Below are 17,092 nucleotides of genomic sequence, written 5' to 3' on the forward strand. Positions count from 1 at the left end.
GGTGAACAGGGAAAGCAGGTGGGGATGAGCAAGCGCCAGACGCAGAAACTGCTGCGCATGATGGCGGGCGGAGAGCCGGTCGAGCTCACCAGTCCGATGGCGTCCGTCCGGAAACTCGCCCGACTCGCCTTCCTGGCCCAGCAGTTCGGCTACGAGTACGCGGACGTCCGGCAGGGCTCGGGACGCAACGCCGCCCTGACGATGCTGCTCGTGCCCGACCCGTCCCCGCAGGCGCGCTCCCGGGCCGTCCAGAACTGGGCGCAGTACCCCAACGCCCACGACGGCGTCTCCCTGCCGCCCCTCGTCCCCGACGCCTTCGAACTCCTCAAGGCCCGCATCAACTTCGACCTCACCGGCAAGAACGCCGAGAAGCGCATGGGGTACGGCGCGGCGGGCGTCACCGTCGGCTGCGTGATCCTCGCCCTGCGGGCGGGCGGCGACGGCGGCGCGTTCGCCGTGGCCGGGATCGTCTGGGCCCTCGTGATGGCGCTCCTCGGCGTGGGCCTCGTCGTCACCCGCAAGCGCAACGCCACGTTCGGGGCCCGGCTGCGCGCCGCCGGGTTCCGGCCGGTCACCGACGAGAGCGGGCGGGTGCGCTACCTGCCGCCCGGCACGCCCCCCGCCGGAGCGCCCGGCCCCGGCGGACCCTACGGTCACCAGGCCCCCGCGGGCCCGCGGGCCCAGGGCTACGGCCACCCCGCTTCGCCCCCGTACCCGCCGCAGGCGCCCGGCGGTCACCCGCATACCCCGCAGGCGCCTGCGCCCCAGGCCCAGGGGCCGTACGGGCAGCAGCCGCCCGGCCCCTACGCCCCCGGGCCGTACGCGCGGCAGCCGTACCCGCCCCAGCATCAGCCGTACCCCCAGCAGCCGTACCCCCAGCAGCCCTACGGGCAGCAGCCGTACGGGCAGCCGCCGGCCCAGCCCCCTCACCCGCAGCAGCCCCTCCAGCAGAATCCGCACTGGCAGCCCCAGCCGCCACAGGGCTGAGCCGGGGACGCGCCGCCGCTGCCTACGACGGGAACGGGACGGACGACAGTGACGCACGACGACGCACAGCAGCACGCCGGGACCCCCGAGGCCGCCGGGACCCCCGGGAACACCGAGGCTCCCGGGACCCCCGGGGCCGTCGGCTCGCCGGACGCGCGGCGGACGGACGGGGAGGACCGGGCCGGCGGGGGGCGGCGCGGACAGACCGCGGAGGAGCCGCCGCCGCTCGCCGGGTTCACCGTCGGGGTGACCGCCGCCCGCCGGGCCGAGGAGTTCGCCGCGCTGCTGCGACGGCGCGGCGCCGAGGTCGTGCACGGCCCCGCCCTGCGCACCGTGCCCCTCGCCGACGACACCGAACTGCTCGCCGCGACCCGCCGGTTGACCGAGCGGGCCCCCGACGTGGTGGTCGCCAACACCGCCGTCGGCTTCCGGGGCTGGCTGGAGGCGGCCGAGGGATGGGGACTCGGCCCGGCCCTGCTCGACCGGCTGCGCGCGGCCGAACTCCTCGCCCGCGGGCCCAAGGTCACCGGTGCCATCCGGGCCGCCGGACTCACCGAGCGCTGGTCGCCCGCCTCCGAGGCCCTGGCGGAGGTGCGGGACCGGCTGCTGGCCGAGGGCGTCGACGGCCGCCGCGTCGCCGTCCAGCTCCACGGCGAACCCCTCACCGAGTTCGTGACCGCGCTGCGGGACGGCGGCGCCGACGTGGTCGAGGTGCCCGTCTACCGGTGGCTGCCGCCGAAGGACCCGGCCCCGCTCGACCGGCTGCTGGACGCCCTCCTCGAACGCCGCCTGGACGCCGTCACCTTCACCAGCGCGCCCGCCGCCGTCTCCCTGCTCTCCCGCGCCCGGGAACGCGGCCTGCTGGACGGGCTCCTCGCCGCCCTCGGCCACGAGGTGCTCGCCGCCTGCGTCGGCCCGGTCACCGCCGCGCCGCTCGCCGACCGGGGCGTCCCCACCGTCCACCCCGAGCGCTTCCGCCTCGGCCCGCTCGTCCAGCTCCTGTGCCGGGAACTCCCCGGACGGGCCCGGCCCGCGGGCGGGGCCGGGCACCCGAAGGGCTGACGGGGCGCCCCCGGGGCCACCGGGTGCGGCAGGAGGGGTTCCGGGCGAGGCCCGGGAAGGGCACTGTAGGGGGAACGCTTCCCGCTCCCTTTCGCCCGCCCCCGGGCACCACCTAGGCGGTGACAGGAACATGGCACTGGGTACGGCCGGCGCCCCGTCCGAGCCGCGGTTCGACACCGGACGGGTCTGCCTGGACCTCCTCGCCACCACCCACCCCGCGGAACGGCTCGGCTCGGTCGCCGCGCTCCGCACGTGGATCGCGCACTCCGGGCTGGTGCCGCCGGGCACCCCCCTCGCCCACGCCGACCCCTCCTGGCTCACGGGCTTCCGCGAACTGCGCTGCCGCACCGCCCAACTGGTGCGCGCCCACGCCCCGTCCGCCGCCCCCGGCACCCGGCCCCGCGAGGAGGCGGCCCGCCCGTACGAGGCCGCCCGCCCCTACGACCTCGCCCTCGTCCGCGTCAACGACCTCGCCCGCGCGGCGCCCCCGGCGGTCCGCGCGGTGCGCGGCGAGGACGGCACGCTGACCCGGGCGCCGGCCGGCCCGCCCACCCGCACGGCGCTGCTCGCCGCCGTCGCCCGGGACCTGGTGGACCTGCTCACCGACCCCGCCGCGCGGGCGGCGCTGCGGCAGTGCGAGGGTGACGACTGCCCCGTGGTCTACGTGGACGCCTCCCGGGGGCGCCGGCGCCGCTGGTGCTCCAGCGAGGTCTGCGGCAACCGGGAACGCGTCGCCCGGCACCGCCGTCGCGCCGCGGCGGCCCGCTGATCCCGGCCACCGGGCACCCTCCACCGCCGACGCGGCCGGCGCCCTCCATCGCCGACGCGGCCGGAGACCGCCCCGCCCCTCACGCTTCCGCCCCGCTTCCGCGTGGCGGAAGTGTGAAGAAAACACGGAGGTGATGTGTCCCCTTGTCGGCCCACATGCCCCCGTTCGTCGCGGCAACCCTGAGAAAACTCCCACCTCGCGTTGAACACACGGCACTTCACGTCCGTACCGGATGGGCGAGCGACCGACTGGGGGAACCCCCGGACATCGGAGGTGGGCGTGCGCAAGGATTCCGTCGTGGCCAATGGACGAGGAGCGAGGGCCCGACATCGCATGTCCCCGTCCTCGGAGCCGGACGAGGAGTTGATGCGTGCGCTCTACCGTGAGCACGCCGGCCCCTTGCTGGCCTACGTGATGCGGCTGGTCGCGGGGGACCGCCAGCGCGCCGAGGACGTGGTCCAGGAGACGCTCATCCGTGCCTGGAAGAACGCCGGTCAGCTCAATCGTGCGACCGGATCGGTACGCCCCTGGCTGGTGACGGTCGCCCGGCGCATCGTCATCGACGGCCACCGCAGCCGGCAGGCCCGGCCGCAGGAGGTCGATCCGTCGCCGCTGGAGGTCATCCCCGCGGAGGACGAGATCGACAAGGCGCTGTGGCTGATGACGTTGTCGGACGCGCTCGACGACCTGACCCCGGCTCACCGGGAGGTCCTCGTCGAGACGTACTTCAAGGGACGTACCGTCAATGAGGCGGCGCAGACGCTGGGCATACCCAGCGGCACCGTGCGGTCGCGGGTGTTCTACGCCCTGCGTTCGATGAAGCTGGCACTGGAGGAGCGGGGGGTGACGGCGTGATGAGCGGTTACGGGGGATTCCAGGGGTTCGGCACGGGTGATTCGGGTAACTCTGCCCCTATGCAGGGGTCATCGGTGCCGAACGAACACGAGACCGTCGGAGCCTATGCCCTCGGCATCCTCGACGACGGCGAGGCGACCGCGTTCGAAGCGCACCTCGCCGGCTGCGAGTGGTGCGCCCGGCAACTCGACGAACTGGCCGGCATGGAGCCCATGCTCGCCGCCCTCGCGGACCTGCCGGACACCGGCACGCCCGAGATCGCGGAGTCGCTCGTGGCCCGGCCCAGCCCGCGGCTGGCCGAGAGACTGGCCGACGAGGTCGCCGAGCGCCGCGCGAAGAAGCGGCGCCGCAACTTCTACCTCGTGGGCACCGCCGCCGCGCTGATCATCGGCGGCCCCTTCGCGGCCGTGGCGACGACCGGCGGGGGCGGCGACGGCGGAGGCGGGCGGACCACCGAGGCGCGGACCACCGGGAGCCCGGCCGAGTCGGCCTTCGCCGCCATGCCCGACCGGATCACGGCGACCGACCCCACCACCGAGGTCAGCGCCACCGTCGCCCTGGAGAAGAAGGTCTGGGGCACCGACGCGGTGGTCGAACTGAAGAACGTCAAGGGCCCGGAGAGGTGCTCCCTGATCGCCGTCGGCAAGAACGGCGAACGGGAGACCCTCGCCTCCTGGGCGGTCCCGAACGAGGGGTACGGCATCCCGGGCGCCACCACCGAGAAGGCCCGGGAACCGCTCTACGTCCAGGGCGGCGCCGCCTTCGAACCCAACCAGATCGACCATTTCGAGATCATGACCTTCGACGGCAAACGGCTGGTCGAAGTGGACATGTAGGACGCGGCCCGTAGCCTCACGGGGCCCCCTTCGCGTACGGTTGACGGCTGCCCAGCACGTCAGAAGGGGGCCCGGTGGCCGCACAGGCTCAACAGGATTCCGCGGTCGACTCGGTTCACACCGCCGCGCACGACTCCGTACGGGATCGGGAGATCTCCGGGGAGCAGGCACACCTGGACCGGGTGTACCGGCGCCTGGAGGAGAAGATCCACGAGGCGGAGTTCCTCATGCGCGACGCGGCGCAGCGCGGCCAGGTCGGCACGCCCGGCGCGCTCGCCGAGCGCGACGCCCAGGTCTTCCGGGCCGGCGTCCACCTCAACCGCCTCAACAGCGAGTTCGAGGACTTCCTCTTCGGCCGGATCGACCTGCTGGCCGGCAAGGACGGCAAGAAGGGACCCGACGGCGCCTACACCGCCGTCGAGCCCGCCGACGGCGCCATCCGGCCGGACGACACCGCCGACATCGCCGAGACCCTGCACATCGGCCGCATCGGCGTCCTCGACGAGGACTACACCCCGCTCGTCATCGACTGGCGGGCCCCGGCCGCGGCCCCCTTCTACCGGTCCACGCCCGTCGACCCCGGCCGGGTGGTGCGCCGCCGGGTGATCCGCTCCAGGGGACGGCGCGTCCTCGGCGTCGAGGACGACCTGATGCGCCCCGGGATCCGGGCCTTCCTGGACGGCCGCGAACTGCCCGCCGTCGGCGACGGTGCCCTGATGGCCGCCCTCGGGCAGGCCCGCACCCACACGATGCGGGACATCGTCGCCTCCATCCAGGCCGAGCAGGACCTGGTGATCCGCGCCCCCGCCGCCTCCGTGACCCACGTCGAGGGCGGCCCCGGCACCGGCAAGACCGCCGTCGCCCTGCACCGGGCGGCGTACCTGCTCTACCGGGACCGGCGCCGGTACGCGGGCGGCATCCTGATCGTCTCCCCGACCCCGCTGCTGGTGGCGTACACCGAGGGCGTGCTGCCCTCCCTCGGCGAGGAGGGGCAGGTCGCCATCCGCGCCCTCGGCTCCCTCGTCGACGGCGCCGAGGCCACCCTCTACGACGCGCCCGCCACCGCCCGCGCCAAGGGCTCCGCCCGGATGCTCAAGGTGCTGCGCAAGGCCGCCCGCGGCGCGCTGGAACCGAGCGGTTCCCCGACCCGGCTGCGGGTCGTCGCCTTCGGCCGGCGGCTCGAACTGGAGGCCGAGGAGCTGGCCGGCATCCGGCGCGCCGTCCTCGGCGGCACCGCCCCCGTCAACCTGCTGCGCCCCCGCGCCCGCCGGCTGCTCCTGGACGCCCTGTGGGACGCCTCGGGCGCCGGCGCCCGCCACACCGACCCGGAACTCGCCGCCGAGCTGCGCTCCTCCTTCGACGAGGACGTCAGCTCCGAGGACGACTTCGTCGCCTTCCTCGACGCCTGGTGGCCCGAGCTGACCCCGGCGGCCGTGCTGGACGCCATGGCCGACGAGAAGGCGCTCGGCCGCTGGGCCCGCCGGGTGCTCACCCCGGGCGAGGTGCGCCGGGTGGCGCGCTCCCTGCGGCGCGAGGGCCGCAGCGTGCACGACATCGCCCTGCTCGACGAGTTGCAGGCCCTGCTCGGCGCCCCCGCCCGGCCCCGCCCGCGGCGCGATCCGGACGCCTTCGACCAGTTCGGCGGTGTGGAGGAGCTGATGCCGCAGCGCGAGGAGAGCCGGCGCGAGCGCGCCGAGCGGCTTGCCCGGGAGCGCACCGAGTACGCCCACGTCATCGTCGACGAGGCGCAGGACCTGACGCCGATGCAGTGGCGGATGGTGGGCCGCCGCGGCCGGCACGCCACCTGGACCGTGGTCGGCGACCCGGCCCAGTCCTCCTGGTCCGACCCGGACGAGGCGGCGGCGGCCCGCGACGAGGCCCTCGGCAGCCGCCCGCGCCGCCGCTTCCGCCTCACGGTCAACTACCGCAACCCGGCCGAGATCGCCGAGCTGGCCTCCCGGGTGCTCGCCCTCGCCCTGCCCGGCGCCGCGGCGCCCTCCGCGGTGCGCTCGACCGGCGTGGAGCCCCGCTTCACCGTCGCGGGGGAGTCGCTCGCCGCCACGGTCCGCGAGGAGGCGGCGCGGCTGCTGGAGCGGGTCGACGGCACCGTCGGCGTCGTCGTCGCCATGCACCGGCGCGAGGAGGCCCGGCGCTGGCTCGACGGGCTCGGGGACCGGGTGGTGGCGCTGGGCAGCCTGGAGGCCAAGGGCCTGGAGTACGACGCGACGGTCGTCGTCTCGCCGGCGGAGATCGCCGACGAGTCGCCCGCCGGGCTGCGGGTGCTCTACGTGGCCCTGACCCGGGCCACCCAGCAGCTCACCCTCGTCTCCGGCGAGCGCGACGAGCCGGACGCGCGGGGCGTGCCGGACCTCCTCCGCGACTGAGCCCGGCCGGCCCCCGGTCGTGTGACGTACGGAACGCGGGCCCGGACGCTTCCGGGGCGTGTGACGAACGAGACGGCGGCGGGGGGCCCGAAGGCCCCGCGGGAGAGGGGGCCGAGACAGGTGAGAGGCCCGTGCCGTGCGGCGCGGGCCTCTCTCGTGGTCTCACGGAATTCCAGGTGGCACCGACCCGCCATGCTCGCCTCGCGGCAAGTGGTCGCTCGCAGCGACGAAGGTTGGGCCCGGGGGCTTGGATCGAGCCGGTGCCACATCCACGGTAACAAACGATGCCCGTGAGGCCATTCCCTCGCGCAGGTGGGTTTCCGGGAGCCGTACGCCCCTTCCGTCACGGACGTGATTTCTCGTATGGTGGAAGTCGTTTTCCGAAAGAACATCCGCCGGTCGGGTGGAGCGTGAACAAAAAGTTCGCAATCCGGGGCGGCTACCGCGTACTCGGCGGTAGGTGCGACGATCGGACGGCACAACCAGCGACACCGTGAAAGCAGAGGAAGTCGGCCATGGCAACGGCGCCCAGCGTCTCCTACTCGATGACCATCAGGCTGGAGGTGCCCGCGAGCGGAACGTCCGTGTCGCAGCTCACCACCGCCGTCGAGTCCTCCGGAGGCTCGGTGACCGGCCTCGACGTCACGGCGTCCGGCCACGAGAAGCTCCGCATCGACGTCACCATCGCGGCCACCTCGACCTCCCACGCCGACGAGATCGTCGAGGAGCTGCGCGGTGTCGAGGGCGTCGTCCTCGGCAAGGTCTCCGACCGTACCTTCCTGATGCACCTCGGCGGCAAGATCGAGATGGCGTCGAAGCACCCCATCCGCAACCGCGACGACCTCTCCATGGTCTACACCCCCGGTGTCGCCCGCGTCTGCATGGCCATCGCGGAGAACCCCGAGGACGCCCGCCGCCTGACCATCAAGCGCAACTCCGTTGCGGTCGTGACGGACGGCTCGGCCGTGCTGGGCCTCGGCAACATCGGCCCGAAGGCCGCGCTGCCGGTCATGGAGGGCAAGGCCGCCCTCTTCAAGCGCTTCGCCGGCATCGACGCCTGGCCGCTGTGCCTGGACACCCAGGACACCGACGCCATCGTCGAGATCGTCAAGGCCATCGCCCCGGGCTTCGCCGGCATCAACCTGGAGGACATCTCGGCGCCGCGCTGCTTCGAGATCGAGGCCCGGCTGCGCGAGGCCCTGGACATCCCCGTCTTCCACGACGACCAGCACGGCACGGCCATCGTCGTCCTCGCCGCCCTCACCAACGCCCTGCGGGTGGTCGGCAAGGGCATCGAGAACGTCCGCGTGGTCATGTCCGGCGCCGGCGCGGCCGGCACCGCCATCCTCAGGCTGCTGCTCGCCGCGGGCGTGAAGAACGCGGTCGTCGCCGACATCCACGGCGTCGTGCACGCCGGCCGCGAGGACCTGGTGGACGCGGCGCCCGACTCGGCGCTGCGCTGGATCGCGGACAACACCAACCCGGAGAACGTGACCGGCACGCTGAAGGACGCGGTGCGGGGCGCCGACGTCTTCGTCGGTGTCTCCGCCCCCAACGTCCTGGACGGCGACGACGTCGCCGCCATGGCCGAGGGCGCGGTCGTGTTCGCGCTCGCGAACCCGGACCCCGAGGTCGACCCGGCCGTCGCCCGGCAGACCGCCGCGGTCGTCGCCACCGGCCGCTCCGACTTCCCGAACCAGATCAACAACGTCCTGGTCTTCCCGGGCGTCTTCCGCGGTCTGCTCGACGCCCAGTCCCGCGCGGTCACCACCGGCATGATGCTGGCCGCCGCGCAGGCCCTCGCGGACGTGGTGACCGAGGACGAGCTGAACCCGAACTACATCGTCCCGAGCGTCTTCAACGACAAGGTCGCGGGCGCCGTCGCGGGCGCCGTGCGGGACGCGGCGAAGGCCGCGGGCGTCGCCCCGTAGGCCGGGGCGCGCGCCGGCGGGCCCGCGGGTCCGGGCCGCGTGCGGGCGATCCGCACACGGCTGCGCCCCTCCGGCGCGTCGCGGACCGGCGGGCCGCGTGTCGCCCTCTAGGGTGGCGCCAGGCTCGGGCCGTCTCTTCGTGTGACTCCCTGGGGTGTTCTCACCTCTCCTGGGGGTGCCGGATTGGCATTACCGCCGCAGGTGCAGGCAGGATGCCTCCCTGGGCGCGACGGTCCGACGACGGACCCGGGTGAGGGAACTGTCCGAGGGCCCTGGCAGCATCGGCTTTCGCTGTGCCTGACATGCGGCTCCGCCGCGTGGCACGCCTCCATGGCAAGAAGAACACGGGAGTAAGAAAATGAACCGCAGTGAGCTGGTGGCCGCGCTGGCCGACCGCGCCGAGGTGACCCGCAAGGACGCCGACGCCGTGCTGGCCGCGTTCGCCGAGGTCGTCGGCGACATCGTCTCCAAGGGCGACGAGAAGGTCACCGTCCCCGGCTTCCTGACCTTCGAGCGCACCCACCGTGCCGCTCGGACCGCCCGCAACCCGCAGACCGGCGAGCCGATCCAGATCCCGGCCGGCTACAGCGTGAAGGTCTCGGCGGGCTCCAAGCTCAAGGAAGCCGCCAAGGGCAAGTAAGCAGGCGCCCCGCTCCGGGCGCAGGGTGACTGCGGGCCGTCGCGCGGCTCGCGGGCCGCCCGCGGCCGGCCGCGCGGTTCCCCGGGCCGCTCGGTGGGGCTCCCCCCTCCAGACGCCGATGGGGCGGCCACCCGGGACCCGGGTGGCCGCCCCATCGGCGTGCTGGCCGCTAGCCGAGCGCCTTGCCGGGCAGTTCGACCTTGGCTCCCAGCTCCACGAGCTTCTCCATGAAGTTCTCGTAGCCCCGGTTGATCAGGTCGATGCCGTGCACCCGGGAGGTGCCCTGGGCCGCGAGGGCGGCGATCAGGTACGAGAAGCCGCCGCGCAGGTCGGGGATGACCAGGTCGGCGCCCTCCAGCCGGGTCGGCCCGGAGACGACCGCGGAGTGCAGGAAGTTGCGCTGGCCGAAGCGGCAGTCGGAGCCGCCCAGGCACTCGCGGTAGAGCTGGATGTGGGCGCCCATCTGGTTGAGCGCGGAGGTGAAGCCGAGCCGCGACTCGTAGACCGTCTCGTGGACGATGGACAGCCCCGTGGCCTGCGTCAGCGCCACCACCAGCGGCTGCTGCCAGTCGGTCTGGAAGCCGGGGTGCACGTCCGTCTCCAGGGCGATGGACTTGAGCCGGCCGCCCGGGTGCCAGAAGCGGATGCCCTCGTCCTCGATCTCGAAGGCGCCGCCCACCTTCCGGAAGGTGTTCAGGAAGGTCATCATCGAGCGCTGCTGGGCGCCGCGGACGTAGACGTCACCCTCGGTCGCCAGTGCCGCCGAGGCCCACGAGGCGGCCTCCAGACGGTCCGAGAGGGCGCGGTGGTTGTAGCCGCCCAGCTCGTCCACGCCGGTGATCCGGATGGTGCGGTCGGTGTCCATGGCGATGATCGCGCCCATCTTCTGCAGCACGCAGATGAGGTCCTCGATCTCCGGCTCGACGGCCGCGTTGGACAGTTCCGTGACGCCCTCGGCGAGCACGGCCGTCAGCAGCACCTGCTCGGTGGCGCCGACCGACGGGTAGGGCAGCCGGATCTTGGTGCCGCGCAGCCGCTGCGGTGCCTCCAGGTACTGGCCGTCCGCCCGCTTCTCGATCCGCGCGCCGAACTGGCGCAGCACGTCGAAGTGGAAGTCGATGGGCCGGCCGCCGATGTCGCAGCCGCCCAGACCCGGGATGAAGGCGTGCCCGAGCCGGTGCAGCAGCGGGCCGCAGAAGAGGATCGGGATGCGCGAGGAACCGGCGTGGGCGTCGATGTCGGCGACGTTCGCGCTCTCCACGTGGGTCGGGTCGAGCACCAGCTCGCCGGGCTCCTCACCCGGGCGGACCGTGACCCCGTGCAGTTGGAGGAGCCCGCGTACGACCCGCACGTCGCGGATGTCCGGCACGTTGCGCAGCCGGCTCGGCGCACTGCCCAGCAGGGCGGCGACCATGGCCTTCGGCACGAGGTTCTTCGCACCGCGGACCCGGATCTCGCCCGTCAGCGGGTTTCCACCGTGGACAAGCAGTACGTCATCAGCGCCGTTGACGGTCATGGATCTCGCGTTCCGTGGAGGGGGCAGGGCCAGAAAGGAAAGGGTAGTCGCCCCCGGGAGCCGGGGAGCATGCCCGTGGGGGGTCCGCGCGGTCATGGATCTGTCACAACACGAGCCGTCGCCCGGCGGGCACGCCGGGTCACGGCGAGCGCGCGTTGCCGGGGCGTGTTCACCCCCGTGCCCCCGATTGCCTCCCCACGGAGCGGGAACATGCGGGATCATGTCTGGCATGACCGAGGTGTCCTCGCTCACGGGGCGGCTGCTCGTGGCGACCCCCGCCCTGGCGGACCCGAACTTCGAGCGTGCGGTGGTGCTCCTCCTCGACCACGACGAGGAGGGTTCCCTCGGCGTCGTCCTCAACCGGCCCACCCCGGTCGGCGTGGACGACATCCTGGACGGCTGGGCGCGGCTGGCCGGCGAGCCCGGGGTCGTCTTCCAGGGCGGGCCCGTCTCGCTGGACTCGGCCCTCGGCGTCGCGGTCGTCCCCGGCGGCTGCGGCGAGTCGGAGGCCCCGCTGGGCTGGCGCCGGGTGCACGGCGCGATCGGGCTGGTGGACCTGGAGGCCCCGCCGGAACTGCTGGCCCCCGCGGTCGGCTCCCTGCGGATCTTCGCCGGGTACGCGGGCTGGGGTCCGGGCCAGTTGGAGGAGGAGCTGACGGAGGGCGCCTGGTACGTCGTCGAGTCCGAACCCGGCGACGTCTCCTCGCCCCTCCCGGAGCGGCTGTGGCGCGCGGTGCTGCGCCGGCAGCGCAGCGAGCTGGCCATGGTGGCCACGTACCCGGACGACCCCTCGCTCAACTGACGCGTGTGAGCTCGGATACCCCGGCTTTCAGTACCCTGGCACCTATGAGCACTCTCGAGCCCGAGCGCGGGACTGGTACGGGGACCCTCGTAGAGCCGACGCCGCAGGTGTCCCACGGCGACGGCGATCACGAGCGCTTCGCCCACTACGTCCAGAAGGACAAGATCATGGCGAGTGCCCTCGACGGCACTCCCGTCGTGGCGCTGTGCGGCAAGGTCTGGGTACCGGGCCGCGACCCGAAGAAGTATCCGGTCTGCCCCATGTGCAAGGAGATCTACGAGTCCATGAGCGGCGGCGGCGACCAGGGCAAGGGCGGCGACGGCAAGAAGTAGCGGTCCCCTCCCGCGGGCCGGTCTCCCGAAGGCCCCCGGAGCGCGTTCACGGCGTGCTCCGGGGGCCTTCGTGCCGTTCCGCGTTGCGCAGGGCGCAACCGGCGGTCACAGAGTGGTTGAGACCTCTTGTGGGGGTGATCCCGGAGTACCTAGCCTCCGTGGGAGTTGTGCAGAGCAAAACCGTCATTGCGCATGTTGCAACGCTCCTTCGGAGGATGGCTCGATGAAGCTCCCCGCAAGACTCCCGGCCCGGCTCGCCGTCTTCCTGGCCGGCGCCGCCCTCACCGCCACCGCCTGTGCCCCCCAGACCTCGGGCGGTTCCGCCTCGGGCGCCGACGAGAAGTCCGGAACCCTGCGGGTGTGGCTCTTCCAGGAGGTCAACAACCGGCCCAAGGAGAAGGTCGTCGACTCCGTCCTGGCCGGGTTCCGCAAGGACCACGAGGACGCGGACGTCACCGTCGAGTACATCCCCGTCGAGACCCGCGCCGAACGCATCAAGGCCGCCTTCAACGACCCGAAGAGCGCCCCCGACGTCATCGAGTTCGGCAACACGGACACCGCCGGGTACGTGAAGGACGGCGGACTCGCCGACGTCACCGCCGACTTCGACGCCTGGGACGAGGCCAAGGACGCCGACCCGACCGCCCGCCAGTCGGTCACCGTGGACGGAAAGGTCTACGGGGCCCCCTACTTCGTCGGCGTCCGGGCCCTCTACTACCGCACCGACGTCTTCGACGACCTCGGGCTGAAGCCGCCGGCCACCCTCGGCGAACTCGCCGACACCGCCCGCGAGATCACGGCCGCCCGTCCCGGCATGTACGGCATCGCCGTCGGCGGCGCCTACACCTACGGGGCCCTGCCCTTCCTGTGGGCGCACGGCGGCGCCCTGGCCACCGGCAAGGACGGCTCCTACGCCTCCGGCCTCGACACCCCCGCCGCCCGCAAGGGCATCGAGGCGTACACCTCCCTCTTCGGCGACGACAACTGCCCCGCGTCCAAGTGCGCCGGCATGGGCGGCAACGACACCGTCACGGCCTTCGCCTCCGGCAAGGCCGCCATGGCGATCGCCGGCGACTTCAGCCACCAGGCCGTGGAGTCCGGCTCGGTCAAGGGCAAGTACGCCGTCGTCCCGCTGCCCGGCGCCAAGGCCGGCACCATCGCCCCCGCCTTCGCCGGCGGCAACAACATCGGCGTCCTGAAGGGCACCTCCCACCGCACCCTCGCCGTCGACCTGATGAAGCGGCTCGCCGCCAAGAAGACCCAGGGCGAACTCTTCGACGCGATGGGCTTCCTGCCCACCTTCACCGACGTACGTCAGCAGGCCGCCGAACGGGAGCCGTTCGTGAAGCCCTTCGTCCAGACCCTCGCCGCCGGCACCGAGTTCGTGCCCGCCTCGCCGGCCTGGGCGCAGATCGACGCCTCGCTCGTGCTGCCCACCATGTACCAGGAGATCGTCAGCGGCCGGAAGGACGTGGCGACCGCCTCCGAGGACGCCGCCAGGAAGATGAACGACGCGTTCGGCTCCGTCGGATGACCGCGCCCGCCACCCCGGTGGCCGCGGGCCGCCCGCCCGTGCGGGCGGCCCGCGGCGGCCCGGTCCACGGCACCCCCCGCCGCCGGGGTGGCCGCGCCACCCCCTGGATCTACCTCGCGCCCGCCCTCGTCGTCCTCGGCGGACTGCTCGTCTACCCCGTCTACCAACTCGGCCTGATCTCCCTCCTGGAGTACACCCAGGCCCAGGTCTCGGGCGGCGAGCCCACCACGTTCCAGGGCCTCGGCAACTACGCCACCCTCTTCCGCGACGAGGAGTTCTGGCGGGTCCTGCTCGCCACCCTCCTGTTCGCCGCCGCCTGCGTCCTCGGCACCCTCGCCGTCGGCTGCGCCCTCGCCGTGCTCCTGACCCGCGTCCGCGCCCTGCCCCGGCTCGCGCTGATGCTCGCCGGGCTCGGCGCCTGGGCCACCCCCGCGGTCACCGGCTCCACCGTCTGGCTGCTCCTGTTCGACGCCGACTTCGGCCCGGTCAACCGCGTGCTCGGCCTCGGCGACCACTCCTGGACGTACGGGCGCTACAGCGCCTTCCTCCTGGTCCTGCTCGAAGTGGTCTGGTGCTCCTTCCCGTTCGTCATGGTCACCGTCTACGCCGGCATCCGCGCCGTCCCCGCCGAGGTGCTGGAGGCCGCCGCCCTCGACGGCGCCTCCCCCTGGCGCGTCTGGCGCTCGGTGCTCGCCCCGATGCTCCGGCCGATCCTGGTGGTCGTCACCATCCAGTCGGTCATCTGGGACTTCAAGGTCTTCACCCAGATCTACGTCATGACGGGCGGCGGCGGCATCGCCGGCCAGAACCTCGTCCTGAACGTCTACGCCTACCAGAAGGCGTTCGCGTCCTCGCAGTACAGCCTGGGCGCCGCGATCGGCGTGGTGATGCTGCTGATCCTGCTCGCCGTCACGCTGGTGTACCTGCGGCTGCTGCGCCGCCAGGGGGAGGAGCTGTGAACTTCGTACGCGCGCGGGTGCGCCGCCCGTGGCGGCTGGCGGCCGAGGCGTCGGCGCTGCTGATCGCGGCCCTGGTCGCCTTCCCGCTCTACTGGATGGTGCTCAGCGCCTTCAAACCGGCCGGCGAGATCGCCTCCGACCGGCCGCGGCCGTGGACGCTTTCACCCACGCTGGATTCCTTCCGACGCGTCTTCGGGCAACAGGAATTCGGCCGCTATTTCCTCAACAGCCTGCTCGTGGCGGGCGCCGTCGTCGTCGCCTCGGCGCTGATCGCGTTCCTCGCCGCGACCGCCGTCACACGGTTCCGCTTCCGATTCCGGACCACCCTTCTGATCATGTTCCTGGTGGCCCAGATGGTGCCGGTGGAAGCGCTCACCATCCCGCTCTTCTTCCTCATGCGGGACTTCGGCCAACTCAACACACTGGGCGCGCTGATCCTGCCCCACCTCGCCTTCTCGCTGCCCTTCGCGATCTGGATGCTGCGGGGCTTCGTGAAAGCCGTGCCGGAAGCCCTGGAGGAGGCCGCCCACGTCGACGGAGCGAGCCGTACGCGCTTTCTGTGGCAGATACTTTTCCCCCTCGTCTTCCCGGGGCTCGTGGCCACCAGCGTGTTCTCCTTCATCTCGGCCTGGAACGACTTCCTCTTCGCCAAGTCGTTCATCATCAGCGACACCTCGCAGTCGACGCTGCCCATGGCCCTGCTGGTCTTCTACAAACCGGACGATCCCGACTGGGGCGGCGTGATGGCCGCCTCCACGGTGATGACGATCCCGGTGCTGGTCTTTTTCGTACTCGTACAACGACGACTCGTCTCCGGCCTCGGCGGAGCGGTAAAGGACTGACGTGACCGACACGACCCCGACGACGGGCCCGATCCCGGCCCCGCTGACCCTCGACGGCCCCGGTCAGGGCGCCGTCGCCCTGACCCCCGAGACCACCCTGGCGGGCGGCCCCGGCACCGGGACCACCGAGCGCTGGCTGCGCGCCGTCCTCGGCCCCGCCCTCGGCCTCACCCTGCCCACCGCCCCGCCCGGCGCCCCGGCCGGCCTGCGGCTGCGCGTCGACGACACGCTCGGGCCGGAGGAGTACCGGCTCACCTCCGGCGCCGACGGCGTCGAGATCGCCGGCGGCGACGCGGCGGGCGTCTTCTGGGGCGCGCAGACCCTGCGCCAGCTCATCGGCCCGGACGCCTTCCGCCGGGCACCGCTCAGGCCCGGCGCCGAACACCGGGTGCCGCACCTGACCGTGCGGGACGCGCCCCGCTTCCGCTGGCGCGGCCTCATGCTCGACGTCGCCCGGCACTTCATGCCCAAGGACGGCGTACTGCGCTACCTCGACCTGATGGCCGCGCACAAACTCAACGTCCTGCACTTCCACCTGACGGACGACCAGGGCTGGCGAATCGAGATCCTGCGCTATCCCGAACTCACCGCCACCGGCGCCTGGCGGCCCCGCACCAAATACGGCCACCGGGCCTCCCCGCTGTGGGAGGACAAGCCCCACGGCGGCCACTACACCCAGGACGACATCCGTGAGATCGTCGCCTACGCCGCCGAGCGCCACATCACCGTCGTCCCGGAAATCGACGTGCCCGGCCACTCGCAGGCCGCCATCGCCGCCTATCCGGAACTCGGCAACACCGACGTCGTCGACACCGCGGCCCTCGGCGTCTGGGACACCTGGGGCGTCTCCCCGAACGTCCTCGCCCCCTCCGAGAACACCCTGCGCTTCTACGAGGGCGTCTTCGAGGAACTGCTCGGCCTTTTCCCCTCCGAGTTCGTCCACGTGGGCGGCGACGAATGCCCCAAGGAACAGTGGCGCGCGTCGCCCGCGGCACAGGCCCGTATCGCGGAACTCGGGGTCGACGGCGAGGACGGACTCCAGTCCTGGTTCATCCGGCACTTCGACCGCTGGCTCACCGAACGCGGGCGCCGGCTCATCGGCTGGGACGAGATCCTGGAGGGCGGCCTGGCCGAGGGCGCGGCCGTCTCCTCCTGGCGCGGCTACGCGGGCGGGATCGCCGCCGCACGCGCCGGACACGACGTCGTCATGTGCCCCGAGCAGCAGGTCTACCTGGACCACCGGCAGCACGGCGGCCCGGACGAGCCGGTTCCGATCGGGTACGTGCGCACTCTGGAGGACGTCTACCGGTTCGAGCCGGTTCCGCCCGCGCTGACCGAGGCGGAGGCCGCGCGCGTGCTCGGCACCCAGGCCAACGTGTGGACCGAGGTGATGGAGAACCAGGCCCGCGTGGACTACCAGGTCTTCCCGCGGCTCGCCGCCTTCGCCGAGGTCGCCTGGAGTGCCCTGCCGGCCCCCGCCGACCGGGACTTCGCCGGCTTCGAGGAGCGCATGGCCGAGCACTACCGGCGCCTGGACGCCCTCGGCGTCGCCTACCGGCGGCCCGGCGGCCCGCTGCCCTGGGAACGCCGGCCCGGGGTGCTCGGCCGCCCGGTCGAGGGCGCGCCCCCGAACAAGTAGGGCG

At 73.1% G+C, this 17,092-nt stretch carries 14 protein-coding genes and 1 pseudogene; 14 read left to right on the top strand and 1 reads right to left on the bottom strand.

Annotation, left to right across the window (positions count from 1 at the left end; all coding sequences use genetic code 11):
• The first annotated feature begins 24 nt into the window (after positions 1–24).
• The 8 genes and pseudogenes from VM636_RS19045 to VM636_RS19080 all read left to right on the top strand — a co-directional run bounded on the left by VM636_RS19045 (position 25) and on the right by VM636_RS19080 (position 9,464).
• Positions 25–987, top strand: a complete 963-nt coding sequence (locus tag VM636_RS19045; protein WP_053913925.1) for a hypothetical protein — start codon at positions 25–27, stop codon at positions 985–987.
• 201 nt (positions 988–1,188) lie between these two features.
• Positions 1,189–2,016 (top strand): annotated as a pseudogene (locus VM636_RS19050) (uroporphyrinogen-III synthase); the annotation flags it as partial.
• A gap of 163 nt (positions 2,017–2,179) precedes the next feature.
• Entirely contained in the window at positions 2,180–2,818 is a 639-nt protein-coding gene (locus VM636_RS19055; protein ID WP_030418466.1) for a CGNR zinc finger domain-containing protein, read from the top strand.
• 333 nt (positions 2,819–3,151) lie between these two features.
• Positions 3,152–3,673: a sigma-70 family RNA polymerase sigma factor gene (locus tag VM636_RS19060; RefSeq protein WP_037857363.1), complete on the top strand. Its 522-nt coding sequence runs from the start codon at positions 3,152–3,154 to the stop codon at positions 3,671–3,673.
• The gene (locus VM636_RS19065) at positions 3,673–4,509 is read left to right on the top strand and encodes a zf-HC2 domain-containing protein (protein WP_305793753.1); all 837 of its coding nucleotides are present in this window, start codon (positions 3,673–3,675) and stop codon (positions 4,507–4,509) included. Before VM636_RS19060 ends, VM636_RS19065 begins: the two co-directional genes overlap by 1 nt.
• Before the next feature lie 74 nt (positions 4,510–4,583).
• Positions 4,584–6,893: a UvrD-helicase domain-containing protein gene (locus VM636_RS19070; RefSeq protein WP_053913926.1), complete on the top strand. Its 2,310-nt coding sequence runs from the start codon at positions 4,584–4,586 to the stop codon at positions 6,891–6,893.
• A 515-nt stretch (positions 6,894–7,408) separates the two neighbouring features.
• Positions 7,409–8,824 (top strand): NAD-dependent malic enzyme, encoded by a 1,416-nt coding sequence (locus VM636_RS19075; protein ID WP_030418462.1) that lies wholly within the window; start codon positions 7,409–7,411, stop codon positions 8,822–8,824.
• Between the two features lie 358 nt (positions 8,825–9,182).
• Positions 9,183–9,464, top strand: coding sequence for an HU family DNA-binding protein (locus VM636_RS19080; protein ID WP_004987462.1), 282 nt, complete (start codon positions 9,183–9,185; stop codon positions 9,462–9,464).
• Between the two features lie 169 nt (positions 9,465–9,633).
• Here the strand turns inward: VM636_RS19080 and murA are convergent, their stop codons facing one another.
• The gene (gene murA, locus VM636_RS19085) at positions 9,634–10,980 is read right to left on the bottom strand and encodes a UDP-N-acetylglucosamine 1-carboxyvinyltransferase (RefSeq protein WP_030418461.1); all 1,347 of its coding nucleotides are present in this window, start codon (positions 10,978–10,980) and stop codon (positions 9,634–9,636) included.
• 229 nt (positions 10,981–11,209) lie between these two features.
• On the opposite strand from murA, the gene VM636_RS19090 reads away from it, so the two are divergent.
• From VM636_RS19090 to VM636_RS19115, 6 genes are all read left to right on the top strand, one after another.
• Positions 11,210–11,782 carry a YqgE/AlgH family protein gene (locus VM636_RS19090; protein WP_030418460.1) on the top strand — a complete coding sequence of 191 codons (573 nt, stop codon included), beginning with the start codon at positions 11,210–11,212 and terminating at the stop codon, positions 11,780–11,782.
• A 44-nt stretch (positions 11,783–11,826) separates the two neighbouring features.
• The gene (locus VM636_RS19095; RefSeq protein WP_030418459.1) at positions 11,827–12,114 is read left to right on the top strand and encodes a DUF3039 domain-containing protein; all 288 of its coding nucleotides are present in this window, start codon (positions 11,827–11,829) and stop codon (positions 12,112–12,114) included.
• A gap of 223 nt (positions 12,115–12,337) precedes the next feature.
• Positions 12,338–13,648 carry an extracellular solute-binding protein gene (locus tag VM636_RS19100; RefSeq protein ID WP_053913928.1) on the top strand — a complete coding sequence of 437 codons (1,311 nt, stop codon included), beginning with the start codon at positions 12,338–12,340 and terminating at the stop codon, positions 13,646–13,648.
• Positions 13,645–14,607, top strand: a complete 963-nt coding sequence (locus tag VM636_RS19105; protein ID WP_030418457.1) for a sugar ABC transporter permease — start codon at positions 13,645–13,647, stop codon at positions 14,605–14,607. The genes VM636_RS19100 and VM636_RS19105 overlap by 4 nt, the downstream gene beginning before the upstream one ends.
• Positions 14,604–15,449 (top strand): carbohydrate ABC transporter permease, encoded by an 846-nt coding sequence (locus tag VM636_RS19110; protein WP_030418456.1) that lies wholly within the window; start codon positions 14,604–14,606, stop codon positions 15,447–15,449. Before VM636_RS19105 ends, VM636_RS19110 begins: the two co-directional genes overlap by 4 nt.
• A gap of 31 nt (positions 15,450–15,480) precedes the next feature.
• Positions 15,481–17,088: a beta-N-acetylhexosaminidase gene (locus VM636_RS19115; protein ID WP_051821186.1), complete on the top strand. Its 1,608-nt coding sequence runs from the start codon at positions 15,481–15,483 to the stop codon at positions 17,086–17,088.
• Positions 17,089–17,092 lie beyond the last annotated feature (4 nt).

The organism is Streptomyces sp. SCSIO 75703, assembly GCF_036607905.1.
GTDB lineage: Bacteria > Actinomycetota > Actinomycetes > Streptomycetales > Streptomycetaceae > Streptomyces.

Bases quoted from the DNA above. Each gene is read 5' to 3' on its own strand.
- VM636_RS19045 (WP_053913925.1), top strand. From the start codon at position 25: ATGAGCAAGCGCCAGACGCAGAAACTGCTGCGCATGATGGCGGGCGGA.
- VM636_RS19055 (WP_030418466.1), top strand. From the start codon at position 2,180: ATGGCACTGGGTACGGCCGGCGCCCCGTCCGAGCCGCGGTTCGACACC.
- VM636_RS19060 (WP_037857363.1), top strand. From the start codon at position 3,152: ATGTCCCCGTCCTCGGAGCCGGACGAGGAGTTGATGCGTGCGCTCTAC.
- VM636_RS19065 (WP_305793753.1), top strand. From the start codon at position 3,673: ATGAGCGGTTACGGGGGATTCCAGGGGTTCGGCACGGGTGATTCGGGT.
- VM636_RS19075 (WP_030418462.1), top strand. From the start codon at position 7,409: ATGGCAACGGCGCCCAGCGTCTCCTACTCGATGACCATCAGGCTGGAG.
- VM636_RS19080 (WP_004987462.1), top strand. From the start codon at position 9,183: ATGAACCGCAGTGAGCTGGTGGCCGCGCTGGCCGACCGCGCCGAGGTG.
- murA (WP_030418461.1), bottom strand. From the start codon at position 10,980: ATGACCGTCAACGGCGCTGATGACGTACTGCTTGTCCACGGTGGAAAC.
- VM636_RS19090 (WP_030418460.1), top strand. From the start codon at position 11,210: ATGACCGAGGTGTCCTCGCTCACGGGGCGGCTGCTCGTGGCGACCCCC.
- VM636_RS19095 (WP_030418459.1), top strand. From the start codon at position 11,827: ATGAGCACTCTCGAGCCCGAGCGCGGGACTGGTACGGGGACCCTCGTA.
- VM636_RS19100 (WP_053913928.1), top strand. From the start codon at position 12,338: ATGAAGCTCCCCGCAAGACTCCCGGCCCGGCTCGCCGTCTTCCTGGCC.
- VM636_RS19105 (WP_030418457.1), top strand. From the start codon at position 13,645: ATGACCGCGCCCGCCACCCCGGTGGCCGCGGGCCGCCCGCCCGTGCGG.